Origin of the sequence: Mycobacterium sp. WMMD1722 (genome assembly GCF_049315205.1) — a bacterium.
GTDB lineage: Bacteria > Actinomycetota > Actinomycetes > Mycobacteriales > Mycobacteriaceae > Mycobacterium.
The window spans coordinates 2,798,328-2,810,231 of record NZ_CP186056.1; the positions used below are offsets into that span (position 1 = coordinate 2,798,328).

The 11,904-nt window shown below is 69.4% G+C and carries 9 protein-coding genes; all 9 read left to right on the forward strand.

The genetic code is table 11. The features are described from left to right. Nucleotides 1–43: 43 nt before the first annotated feature. The 9 genes from ACN27E_RS13340 to ACN27E_RS13380 all read left to right on the forward strand — a co-directional run bounded on the left by ACN27E_RS13340 (nucleotide 44) and on the right by ACN27E_RS13380 (nucleotide 11,904). The gene (locus ACN27E_RS13340; RefSeq protein ID WP_422742002.1) at nucleotides 44–997 is read left to right on the forward strand and encodes an LLM class flavin-dependent oxidoreductase; all 954 of its coding nucleotides are present in this window, start codon (nucleotides 44–46) and stop codon (nucleotides 995–997) included. Beyond that, entirely contained in the window at nucleotides 994–1,959 is a 966-nt protein-coding gene (locus ACN27E_RS13345; protein ID WP_422742003.1) for a CoA transferase subunit A, read from the forward strand. Before ACN27E_RS13340 ends, ACN27E_RS13345 begins: the two co-directional genes overlap by 4 nt. After that, the gene (locus ACN27E_RS13350; protein WP_422742005.1) at nucleotides 1,956–2,783 is read left to right on the forward strand and encodes a CoA-transferase subunit beta; all 828 of its coding nucleotides are present in this window, start codon (nucleotides 1,956–1,958) and stop codon (nucleotides 2,781–2,783) included. Before ACN27E_RS13345 ends, ACN27E_RS13350 begins: the two co-directional genes overlap by 4 nt. Next, nucleotides 2,780–3,676, forward strand: a complete 897-nt coding sequence (locus ACN27E_RS13355; RefSeq protein WP_422742007.1) for an FAD binding domain-containing protein — start codon at nucleotides 2,780–2,782, stop codon at nucleotides 3,674–3,676. Before ACN27E_RS13350 ends, ACN27E_RS13355 begins: the two co-directional genes overlap by 4 nt. Beyond that, nucleotides 3,673–4,176 carry a (2Fe-2S)-binding protein gene (locus ACN27E_RS13360; RefSeq protein WP_422742008.1) on the forward strand — a complete coding sequence of 168 codons (504 nt, stop codon included), beginning with the start codon at nucleotides 3,673–3,675 and terminating at the stop codon, nucleotides 4,174–4,176. Before ACN27E_RS13355 ends, ACN27E_RS13360 begins: the two co-directional genes overlap by 4 nt. Next, complete coding sequence (locus ACN27E_RS13365; RefSeq protein WP_422742010.1) at nucleotides 4,173–6,569, forward strand: xanthine dehydrogenase family protein molybdopterin-binding subunit; 2,397 nt, start codon at nucleotides 4,173–4,175, stop codon at nucleotides 6,567–6,569. The genes ACN27E_RS13360 and ACN27E_RS13365 overlap by 4 nt, the downstream gene beginning before the upstream one ends. Beyond that, nucleotides 6,566–7,240 (forward strand): SRPBCC family protein, encoded by a 675-nt coding sequence (locus ACN27E_RS13370; protein WP_422742011.1) that lies wholly within the window; start codon nucleotides 6,566–6,568, stop codon nucleotides 7,238–7,240. Before ACN27E_RS13365 ends, ACN27E_RS13370 begins: the two co-directional genes overlap by 4 nt. A 91-nt stretch (nucleotides 7,241–7,331) precedes the next feature. Beyond that, complete coding sequence (locus ACN27E_RS13375) at nucleotides 7,332–8,492, forward strand: XdhC family protein (protein ID WP_422742012.1); 1,161 nt, start codon at nucleotides 7,332–7,334, stop codon at nucleotides 8,490–8,492. 28 nt (nucleotides 8,493–8,520) lie between these two features. Further along, the gene (locus ACN27E_RS13380) at nucleotides 8,521–11,904 is read left to right on the forward strand and encodes a pyruvate carboxylase (protein WP_422742014.1); all 3,384 of its coding nucleotides are present in this window, start codon (nucleotides 8,521–8,523) and stop codon (nucleotides 11,902–11,904) included.

Here is an 11,904-nt window from a genome sequence, read left to right on the forward strand (position 1 = left end):
TAACGTGGCAATCCTCACAGCGAAATCGAGAGGACGGAAACGTATGCCCGCGACCTTCGGGCTGGCCGTGGAGAACTTCACCTCGGCCGAGAAGACGCCCCAGATCGACGACCTGCTCGCCACCGCCCGCCGTGCCGAGCAACTCGGTTTCACCTCGCTGTGGGGGTGGGACCACCTCTTCCTGGGCAGCCGCCAGCCCTTCCCGCAGCTCGAGGTCCTCACCACGCTGGCGGTGCTGGCCAGCCACACCACCGAGATCACCCTGGGCACCGGCGTGCTCGTCCTACCGATCCGGGATCCAGCCCTGCTGGCCAAGACCGCGGCCACCATCCAGATGATCTCCGACGGCCGGTTGCGCCTCGGGGTCGCCGCAGGCTGGTACGAACGCGAATTCGAAGCCACCGGAACGTCATTCAAGGGCCGCGGCAAGATCTTCGAACGCAATCTCGAGATCTGCATGAACCTGTGGACCCAGCCCGAGGTGACCGGCACGTGGGACGACCTGTCGTTCCGCCGCGTCAAGATGCTGCCCCTGCCGCAGCCGCGCCCGCAGGTGCTCATCGGCGGCTACGTGGACCGCGTGCTCAAGCGCGTCGCCACCCTCGGCGACGGCTGGCTGACGTACTTCTACACCGCCGATGCCTTCTCCGAATCGTGGGCCAAGATCCGCCGGTTCGCCGAGGAAGCCGGCCGCGACCCCGATGAGCTGCACTCGCTCAACCAGCTGCCGATCTGTATCGGCTCCTCCCGCGAGCAGGCCCAGGCCCTGACCGGCCCGTGGCTGGCGTCGTACTTCGACTCCCCGGCCTGGAGCGACGCCACGCCCGAGAGCGCGATCTGCGGCACTCCCGAGGACTGCGCCGAACAGATCGCCGCGCACCTCGACGCCGGAGTCCAGGAGATCTGCCTGGTGCCCCACGCCTACGACCCCGAGCAGGTGGAGCGGTTCGCCGCCGAGGTCCGCCCGCTGCTCGGCAGTATGGTGGGGGCCGCATGAGTGGACGGCTCTCGACGCTCGGGGTGACCGACGCCCGCGCGGAACTCGAAGCGCTCAGCCGGGTGGGCGCAGACAAGGTGTGCTCCGCGGCCGAGGCGGTGCGCCGCCTCGTGCCCGACGATGCGGTGATCGGCGTGGGCGGCACCAACCACGCCCGCACCCCGATGGCGCTACTGATCGAGATCCTGAGGCAGGGCCGTACCGGGCTGACCATGACGCGGCCGCTGTCGTGCATCGAAGCCGAGCTGATGCTGGCCACCGGCACCGCGGACCGGATCATGACCAGCTGGGTCGGTGTCGGTCACGGCTGGGGTCTGGCGCCGGTGGTGCGCCGCATGGTCGAAGAGGGCCACCCGGTGTTCGAGGAGTGGAGTCATCTCGGAATCGGATTGCGCTACAAGGCCGGGGCGATGGGTGTGCCGTATCTTCCGACGATCAGCATGCTGGGTTCCGACATCGACCGCGACCTCGATCTGGCGAAGGTGACCTGCCCCTACACCGGGCAACTCCTCAACGCCGTCCCGAGTCTGAACCCCCACGTGGCACTCATCCACGTCCAGCGCGCCGATCGGCAGGGCAACGCCCAGATCGACGGCTACCAGTTGATGGACGCCGATCTGGCGCTCGCCGCGCGCCGCGTGATCATTTCCGCCGAGGAGATCGTCGAGACCGACCAGTTCCGGACCGACCCGGCGCGTACGGTCATCCCGGGTTTCGCGGTCGACGCGGTGGTGCACCAGCCGATGGGCGCCTACCCACACGAGTGCTACGGCCACTACGAGGCCGACCTCGACGAGTTCACGGCCTACATGCAAGCGGTGAAGTCCGGCGGCATCGACGGCGCCCGGTCCTACGTCGCGACGCTCACCGCGTACCCCGATCACGACGCCTATTGCGCCGCAATCGATCCCGACCGCCGCTCGGCGCTACGACGTATCGCAGAGGAGATGCTGCCGCGATGACCCCCGCCATGACCCGCACCGCCGTCACATTCGCCTCGACCCGGCAGCATCCCGAGGCCCGCCCCGACGAGATCATGACCATCGCCGCCAGCCGGCTGCTCGAGGACGGCAAGGTGCTGTTCGCCGGCATCGGACAACCCCTGGTGGCCGCGGCGATCGCCAAGCGGCGCCAGGCCCCCAATCTGACCGTGCTGCTCGAAGGCGGCATGATCGGCATCGAACTGCGGCCGGGCCACCTGCCGGCGTCGACGAACGAGGTTCGCGCCGCCGTCGGGGCCCAGATGCTCACCAGCGCCACCGACATCTTCCTGATGGCCCAGCGCGGCTTCTTCGACTACGGCTTCATCGGGGTGGCCCAGATCGACCAGTTCGGCAACGTCAACACCAGCGTCGTCGGCGATCCACAGCGGCCCTCGGTCCGGCTGCCGGGGCCGGGTGGCGCCAACGACATCGCCTCGATGTGCAATCAGGTGGTGGTGGTCACTCAGCACGAGCCGCGGCGCTTCGTCGAGAAGGTCGACTTCGTCACCAGCCCCGGCTTTCTCAGCGGTGGCACCAGCCGCCGCGACAGCGGACTCATCTACGGCGGACCTGCCTGGGTGGTCACCGACCTGGCGCTGCTCGACTTCGACCGCGACACCCGCCGGATGCGGATCCGGGCCCTGCAGGCCGGCGTGACCGTCGAGCAGGCCCAGGCCGCCACCGGGTTCGAACTCCTCGTCCACGACGACGTCGACGAACTGCCCCCGGTCGACAGCGACGAACTCGCAGTGCTGCGATACCTCGTCGCCGGCGACACCCCATCCGAGGAGGTACCGAGTTGACCGTTCAGGAAACGCTGCCGACCCCACCGGGCCGGACCGCGGCCACGTGCTTCGAGTATCAACGCGCCGAAACCTGGGCCGATGCAGTCGAACTCCTCGCGCTGTGGGACGGCGAGGCCAAGATCCTCGCCGGCGGGCAGAGTCTGATCCCGATGCTGAATCTGCGGTTGGCCTTCCCCGCCGCGCTCATCGACATCAATCCCATCGCGGCCGCCGATCCGCATGTCGAAGACGGTCAGCTGATCCTCGACGCCAACACCCGTCATCGCACCCTGATGACGTCGGAGGTGGTGCGCGCCCAGGCACCACTGCTCGCACATGTGATGCCGTTCATCGGGAATGTGCGGGTGCGCAACCGCGGGACCTTCGGCGGCACGCTGTCGCACGCGGATCCGACCGCGGAGATCGCCGCGGCCGTCATGGCCATGGGCGGGGAGGTCCTCGTACAGGGACCGGCGGGACAGCGCGCGGTCAGCGCGGATTCCTTCTTCCTCACCTATCTGACCACCGCGACCGAACCGAACGAGGTGGTCGTGGGTGGACGCATCCCGGTCAACGGCGAGGCTCGGTGGGCGTTCCACGAAGTGGTGCGCCGCTATTCGGATTTCGCCACCGTCAGCGTTTCGGTGATGGCCCGCGGTGAGCAGGATCTGCGGGTGGTGCTCGGCGGGGTGGCCGATCGTCCCCTGCTGGTCGATCAGGAGATGCTCGCCCCCGTGCTCGCCGACCCGGGCAACCCGGATGTCGCCCGCTCCAGCGCCGAGGAGATCGCCGCCGCGCTGAACCCCGACAGCGATCTGCACGGCACCGCCGACTACCGGCGCCGTCTGGTCGCCATCCACACCCGCCGCCTGCTGCAGCAGGTCCTCGGCGACAACGGAGGTGCCGCATGATCCGGACCCAGGTACTGCTTCGCGTCAACGGTCGCGACCACGAGGTGTGGGTGCGCAACGACCGCACCCTGCTCGACGTGCTGCACGACGATCTCGGGATGCCCGATGTGCGGTACGGCTGCGCGGAAGGCGTGTGCGGGACGTGCACCGTACTGATGGACGGCGATCCGGTGAGCGCCTGCACCGTCTACGCCGTTCAGGCCGAGGGCCACGAGGTGGTGACGCTGCGCGGATGGTCAGACCCTCAGGAGGAGGCCCATCCGCTGCAGAAGTGCTTCCTGGAGCGCGGCGCATCCCAGTGCGGATTCTGCACTCCCGGAATGCTGTTGACCGCGGCCACGCTCGCCGAACGCAATCCGGAGGCCTCCCGTGCGGAGATCCGGCACGAATTGGTGGGCAACCTGTGCCGCTGCACCGGCTATCAGGCCATCGTCGATGCGGTGGAGGACTACCTGCACGGACCGGCCCAGTCCGCGACGGAGAAGGAAGGTGCTCAGTGACGACCGTCGAACCGGGAACCACACCCGACACCACCGAACCGCCCAGCGCGCCTGCCGAATTCGACCCTGACGCCGACTCCGGCCCCGAGGAGCGGGAACGCAATTTCCGGGTGGTCGGCCAATCCCCGGCCCATCACGACTTCATCAACAAGGTCCGCGGCACCCTGCTGTATGCCGCGGACTGGAGCCTGCCCGGCATGTTGCACGGCAAGATCGTGCGCTCCGACCGGGCGTCGGCCCGGATCGTGCGGATCGACACCTCGGCCGCCGAGCGGCTCGAAGGCGTCGAGGCGGTGCTGACCGCCGCCGACGTCCCGCACAATGCGGTCGTCGAACACGCCAGCGGTGGTCTGGGCGAGCTGACCGTCGAACAGCCCGTGCTCGCCGCCGACCGGGTGCGTTACGTCGGTGAGCCGATCGCCGTGGTCGCCGCGGTGGATCCCGAAACCGCCGCCGAGGCAGCCGATCTCGTCGAGGTCGAATACGAACCGCTGCCCGGTGTGTTCAGCGCCGAGGAGGCGTTGGCCGACGGTGCACCGCTGGTCCACGACGAGGGCAACGTGCTGGTCAACTGGCACCTGGAACGCGGCGACATCGATGCCACCTTCGAGGCGGCCGACGTGGTGGTCGAGCACACCTACCAGAGCCAGCCCGTCGAGCACGCCTACCTGGAAACCGAGGCCGGTGTCGGCTGGATCGAGAACGACGTCGTCACCCTGCGAATCTCGACCCAGGTCATCGAGCACGCGGTCGAAGTCGCCTCGATCCTCGGCCTGCCGCAGAGCCAGGTCCGCCACATCGCCTCCTACATGGGCGGCGGATTCGGCGGTAAGGAAGACATGACGGTGGAGCCGTATCTGGCTCTGCTGGTGTGGCGGACCCGCCGACCGGTGCGGATGATCTGGTCGCGGCAGGAGTCCATCATGGCCAGCTCCAAACGCCACCCGTTCACCATGCACTACCGCACGGCGGCCACCAAGCAGGGCAAGATCCTCGCCGTCGACGTCGACGTGATCGGCGACGCCGGTGCCTACCCGTGCCTGAGTGCCCGGGTGCTGTTCGCCGGTGCGGCGCTCTCGCCGGGCCCGTACAAAGTTCCCACGGTGCGGGTCCGCTCGCGGGCGGTGTTCACCAACAACGTGCCCACCAGCGCGTTCCGCGGGTTCGGCGCCATGCAGGTGACATTGGGTTACGAATCCCAGATGGACGCCCTGGCCAAGGCAGTGGGGATCAGCCGCGAGGAGGTGCGCGATCTCAACTACATCGAGACCGGTGACCTGCTGGCCGGCGGGGAACCGATCACCACGGCCGTCGCGGTCCGCGAGACCCGCGACCGGGCTCTGGAACTGCTCGGCGAACCGAGCGCACCCAGCGATCCGCACAAGGTGGTCGGCCAGGGCTTCGCGTGCGGTATGCAGCCCTACGGCCGGTCCATCTGGTTCCGCGATCACGCCGCCGCCTGGGTCACCCTGCAGGCCGACGGGACACTGCTGATCCGCAGCGGCGTCACCGATCTCGGTGCCGGTCAGGCGGCCAGTCTCTGTCAGATCGCCTCGGAGATCCTCGGGGTCGCCCTGTCGGACATCAGCGTGTACATCGGTGACACTGCGCTCACCCCGCCGGCCGGTGGCACCTACGCGACCCGCCAGCTCTACATGTCCGGCAACGCCATCCTGCGCGCGGCCCGCACGCTGCGTGACCAGCTGACCCCGGTTGCGGCCGAAGAACTGTCGGTGCCCGAGGAGGCGCTGATCTGGGTGGACGGCATGGTCCGCACCGAAGACGGTTCTCGCGGGCTGAGCCTGCCCGAGCTGGTGCGGGCGGCGAACGAGGCGCGGGTGGACACCGCGGTGCTGCACACCTGGCGCGCCCGCTCCGGCGGATTCGACCCGCAGAAGGGACAGGGACACACCTACCCCGACTACACGTTCGGCACCCACGCCGCCGAAGTCGAGGTCGATCTCGAATCCGGCGACGTCCGGCTGCTCAAGTACGTCGCCTGCCATGACGTCGGCCGCGCGATCAACCCCACTCGGGTGCGGGGACAGATCATCGGCGGCGCCGCCCAGGGCATCGGTTACGCGCTGACCGAGGACTGCGTCAGCGAAGACGGCCATCCGCTGTCCTCCCTGTTCGCCGACTATCTCATCCCCACCGCGATGGATCTGCCCGACATCGACGTCGCCATCGTCGAGAGTGGTTCCGGCCGAGGACCATTGAACGCGCGTGGCATCGGCGAACCGCCGATCGGCCCGCCGGCCGCCACCATCGCCAGTGCGGTCGAGGCCGCGATCGGGCGCCGCCCGCAGCAGCTGCCCATCACCGCCGAACGGGTATTGGCGCTGCTCGACCAGTCCAGCCAGCAGGAACTCACGAAGGGACAGACCGTATGAAGCTCCAGCACCAGACCGAGGTCCGGTCCTCGCCCGAGCACGTTTGGGATTTCCTGCAGGACACCGCGGCGGTCGTGGACTGCATGCCGGGCGCCGAACTGGTCGACGACCTCGGTGACGACAACTACGAGGGCATGCTGCGGGTCGCGATCGGTCCGCTGAAGATGAACTACGCCGGACGGGCTTCCATCGTCGAACGCGACGAGGCGGCTCGGCGGATGGTGCTCAGCGCCAAAGCCCGGGACAAGCGCGGATCCGGTTCCGTCGCCGCCCATGTGGCCTTGCAGATCGAACAGACCGGTACCGGCAGCCGCATCGACGTGATCTCCGACATCGACCTCACCGGCCGGGTCGCGTCGCTGGGCCGCGGGATCCGGGACGTGTCGAACCAGATGTTCACCGCATTCGCCGATGAACTGACCGACCGCATCGAGCAGCCGGGCGGGCCGGCGGCCGGCCCCACCGGTGCCGCCGCCCCGGCCGCGGCGGACAACAACGGGCAGCGCCACATCGCGGCGGTGCAGACCGCCACCGAAGCGCCCCCACGTCGCCGCCCCGCCGGCTCGGTGGGCGGCGGTGAGATCAAGGTGCTGCCGCTGATCTGGATGGTCACCCGCGAGCGCCTGGCCGGAATCCTCGACCGGATGGCCGCCCGCGTGCGCCCCAACTGACCTGCCCCACCGGACACCAGCGCCGCGCGGCGATCCCGCGCGGCGTCGGTCGACCCTGCCCTGCCCGCCGAACAGAACTGGACGAATTGCCATGCGTGAGGTCCTCGGTGAGCTCCTCGGGTGGTGGCGAGCAGGCGAAAGTGTCGGTCTGGCAACCGTTGTGGCGACGTTCCGGTCGGCGCCGCGTCCGCCGGGCGCCGCCATGCTGGTGGGCCCGGCAGGCAGTGCGGTCGGATCGGTGTCCGGCGGCTGCGTCGAGGGCGCGGTATACGACTTGGCGCAGTCCGTGGTGGCCTCCGGACGGCCGGTGCTGCAACGCTACGGGGTCTCCGATGACGATGCCTTCGCCGTCGGCCTGACCTGCGGCGGCATCCTCGACGTCTACGTCGAGAAGGTCGACCGATCGACGTTCCCGGAGCTGGCGCAGGTCGCCGCGGACGTCGGCGCCGGCCGCCCGGTGGCCGTCGCCACCGTGGTCGACCACCCCGACCCCGCACGGCTGGGCCGTCGCCTGGTGATCCGTACCCAGCCCGGTGAACCCTCCACTGCGGCCGGCACTCTCGGCTCCCTCCGCGCCGACGACGCGGTCGGTGACGACGCGCTCGGGCTGCTGGCCGCCGGTACCAGCGCCACCCTGACCTACGGCGCCGACGGACAGCGTCGCGGCGAGGGGATGCGGGTGTTCGTGTCCGCCTTCGCCCCGAAACCGCGGCTGCTGGTGTTCGGCGCGATCGACTTCGCGGCCGCGGTGGCCCGGGCCGGCGCGATGCTCGGCTACCACGTGACCGTCTGTGATGCGCGGCCGGTCTTCGCCACCCGCGCCCGGTTCCCCGACGCCGACGAGGTGGTGGTGGACTGGCCACACCGCTACCTCAGCCAGCAGAATCAGGCCGGCCGCATCGACGCGCGCACCGTGGTGACGGTGCTGACCCACGACCCCAAGTTCGACGTACCGCTGCTGCAGACCGCGTTGCGGATCCCCGACATCGCCTACGTCGGCGCCATGGGGTCGCGGCGCACCCATCATGACCGGTTGGACCGGTTACGCGAGATCGGTCTGACCGACGCCGAACTGGACAAACTCCACAGCCCGATCGGACTGGATCTCGGGGCGCGCACCCCGGAGGAGACGGCCGTGTCGATCGTCGCCGAGATCATTGCCCGACGCTGGGGTGGTAGCGGCCGGCATCTCAAGGACATCGCGGGACCGATCCATGAATCGTCCGCCCAGACCTCGGCCCTGCTGGGCTAGCGGACCAGATGTGATCGGAGAGCGCAGCATGCTGTCGAAAGTGTTGGTGGCCAATCGCGGTGAGATCGCGATCAGGGCGTTCCGCGCAGCCTACGAGCTGGGCATCGACACCGTCGCGGTGTACGCGTTCGAGGACCGCAACTCGCTGCACCGGCTCAAAGCCGACGAGTCCTACCAGATCGGTGAGGTCGGCCGCCCGGTGCGCGCCTATCTGTCGGTCGAGGAGATCATCCGGGTGGCGCAGCACGCCGGCGCCGACGCCGTGTACCCGGGTTACGGATTCCTGTCGGAGAGTGCGGCTCTGGCGTCTGCGTGCGCCGACGCGGGCATCACCTTCATCGGACCCGACGCAGCGGTGCTCGAGCTCACGGGCAACAAGACCCGGGCGATCGCGGCGGCCCGCCAGGCGGGCCTACCCGTGCTGGCGTCCTCACCCCCGTCGGCGTCGGTCGACGAGGTGGTCGCGGCCGGGCAGTCCATGCGACTGCCGCTGTTCGTCAAGGCGGTATCCGGCGGTGGTGGCCGTGGGATGCGCCGGGTCGCCGATCGCGCCGCGTTGCGCGAAGCCGTCGAAACCGCCTCGCGGGAGGCCGATTCCGCGTTCGGTGACGCCCGCGTCTATCTCGAGGAGGCTGTGGTCGCCCCGCGCCACATCGAGGTGCAGATCCTGGCCGACGCGACCGGCGAGGTGGTGCATCTGTTCGAGCGAGACTGCAGTGTGCAGCGCCGCCACCAGAAAGTCATCGAGATGGCGCCTGCGCCGAACCTCGACGACGAGCTGCGGCATCGAATCTGCACGCACGCCGTGGCGTTCGCCCGGCACATCGGTTACACCGGCGCGGGAACCGTGGAGTTCCTGCTCGACGAGTCCGGCGAGTACGTCTTCATCGAATGCAACCCGCGGATCCAGGTCGAGCACACAGTGACCGAGGAGATCACCGATGTCGACCTGGTCGGCGCGCAGCTCCGGATCGCTGCGGGGCATACGTTGGCCGACATCGGGGTCGACCAGGAGTCGCTGAGCATCCGGGGCGCGGCGGTGCAGTGCCGCATCACCACCGAGAACCCGGCCGACGGGTTCGCACCGGACACCGGCCGCATCACCGGCTACCGGTCACCGGGCGGTGCCGGGGTGCGGTTGGACGGCGGGACCCACATCGGTGCCGAGATCGCCGGACACTTCGACTCGATGCTGGTGAAGGTGACTTGTCGCGGAGGGGATTTCGCCGCGGCGATCGCCCGGTCGCGCCGCGCCCTGGCCGAGTTCCGCATCCGCGGGGTGTCGACGAACATCTCGTTCCTGCAGGCCGTCCTCGACGATCCGGACTTCGCCGCCGGTGCGGTGACGACGTCGTTCATCGACGACCGGCCCGATCTGCTCACCGCGCGGGCGCATGCTGACCGCGGCACGAGGATCCTGAACTACCTCGCCGATGTGACGGTCAACCAACCGCACGGGGCCCGCCCGAGTGCGGTGTACCCGCGCGACAAGCTGCCCGAGGTCGATCTCGCTACTCCCGCCCCGCCGGGGAGCAAGCAGCGCCTGGAATCCCTCGGCCCGGCCGGGTTCGCGCAGTGGCTGCGCGACGCGCCAGCGCTCGCCGTCACCGACACGACGTTCCGCGACGCCCATCAGTCATTGCTGGCGACGCGGGTCCGCACCTCGGGACTGGTGGCCGTCGCACCCTACGTGGCGCGCCTGACGCCTGAGCTGTTGTCGGTGGAGTGCTGGGGTGGGGCCACCTACGACGTGGCGTTGCGCTTCCTCAAAGAAGATCCGTGGGAGCGCCTCGCCGCGCTGCGCGAGGAGATCCCGAACATCTGCCTGCAGATGCTGCTGCGGGGCCGTAACACCGTCGGCTACACCTCTTTTCCAACGCGGGTCACCCAGGCGTTCGTGGCCGAGGCTGCCGCGACCGGCATCGACATCTTCCGGATCTTCGACGCGCTGAACAACGTCGAGAACATGCGCCCGGCCATCGACGCCGTCCTGGAGACAGGCGCCGCGGTCGCCGAGGTCGCGATGTCTTACACCGGTGACCTGTCAGACCCCGACGAGAACCTCTACATTCTCGACTACTACCTCAAGCTGGCCGAGCAGATCGTCGATGCGGGGGCACACGTGCTGGCCGTCAAGGACATGGCCGGCCTGCTGCGGCCGCCGGCGGCGGCCACCCTGGTGAGCGCCCTGCGGTCGCGGTTCGACCTGCCGGTGCACCTGCACACCCACGACACCCCCGGTGGTCAGCTGGCGACCTATCTGGCCGCGTGGCAGGCCGGGGCCGACGCGGTGGACGGCGCGGCCGCACCACTGGCCGGCACCACCAGCCAGCCCGCCCTGTCGTCCATCGTGGCCGCCGCGGCTCACACGACGCACGACACCGGACTGAGCCTGGATGCGGTCTGCGAGCTGGAGCCGTACTGGGAGGCGCTGCGAAAGACATACGCGGCGTTCGAGTCCGGGCTGCCCGCCCCGACCGGACGGGTGTACACCCACGAGATCCCCGGCGGCCAGTTGTCGAATCTGCGGCAGCAGGCGGTCGCTCTGGGACTGGCCGACCGGTTCGAACAGATCGAATCCACCTATGCCGCCGCCGATCGCATCCTCGGCCGACTGGTGAAGGTGACACCGTCGAGCAAGGTGGTCGGTGATCTGGCGCTGGCGCTGGTGGGTGCGCAGGTGTCGGCCGAGGACTTCGCCGCCGATCCCGCCCGCTACGACATCCCCGACAGCGTGATCGGCTTCCTGCGCGGCGATCTCGGCGACCCGCCCGGCGGCTGGCCCGAACCGCTGCGGACCAAGGCGTTGGCCGGCCGCGCCGAAGCGCGACCCGAACGGCCTCTCACCCCGGAGCAGGACGACGCCTTGCAACACGCGGGCAAGGCGCGGCGGGACATGCTCAATCATCTGCTCTTTCCCGGTCCCACAGCGGAATTCGAGGCCCACCGCGAAGAGTACGGCGACACCTCGGGACTGAGCTCGAACCAGTTCTTCTTCGGGCTACGGCACGGCGAGGAACACCGGGTCGAACTCGAACGCGGAGTGCAGCTGTTGATCGGCCTGGAGGCGATCTCCGACCCCGATGAGCACGGGATGCGCACCGTGATGTGCATCCTCAACGGCCAGCTGCGCCCGGTCCTGGTGCGCGACCGCAGCATCGACGACGTCACCCCCGCGCTGGAGAAGGCCGACCGCACCAACCCCGACCACGTCGCCGCCCCGTTCGCCGGCGTGGTCACCGTCAGCGTCTCCCCCGGCGACGAGGTTCGCGCCGGCCAGACACTCGCCACGATCGAAGCCATGAAGATGGAGGCCGCCATCACCGCGCCGCGGGCCGGCACCGTCGAGCGGATCGCCGTCCCCCGGACCGCAGAGGTGGACGGCGGAGATCTGCTGGTGCTACTCGGCTGA

What these genes read in the sequence shown, in the direction of transcription:
- ACN27E_RS13340 (WP_422742002.1), top strand. Translation starts at nt 44, where the DNA reads ATGCCCGCGACCTTCGGGCTGGCCGTGGAGAACTTCACCTCGGCCGAG.
- ACN27E_RS13345 (WP_422742003.1), top strand. Translation starts at nt 994, where the DNA reads ATGAGTGGACGGCTCTCGACGCTCGGGGTGACCGACGCCCGCGCGGAA.
- ACN27E_RS13350 (WP_422742005.1), top strand. Translation starts at nt 1,956, where the DNA reads ATGACCCCCGCCATGACCCGCACCGCCGTCACATTCGCCTCGACCCGG.
- ACN27E_RS13360 (WP_422742008.1), top strand. Translation starts at nt 3,673, where the DNA reads ATGATCCGGACCCAGGTACTGCTTCGCGTCAACGGTCGCGACCACGAG.
- ACN27E_RS13370 (WP_422742011.1), top strand. Translation starts at nt 6,566, where the DNA reads ATGAAGCTCCAGCACCAGACCGAGGTCCGGTCCTCGCCCGAGCACGTT.
- ACN27E_RS13375 (WP_422742012.1), top strand. Translation starts at nt 7,332, where the DNA reads ATGCGTGAGGTCCTCGGTGAGCTCCTCGGGTGGTGGCGAGCAGGCGAA.
- ACN27E_RS13380 (WP_422742014.1), top strand. Translation starts at nt 8,521, where the DNA reads ATGCTGTCGAAAGTGTTGGTGGCCAATCGCGGTGAGATCGCGATCAGG.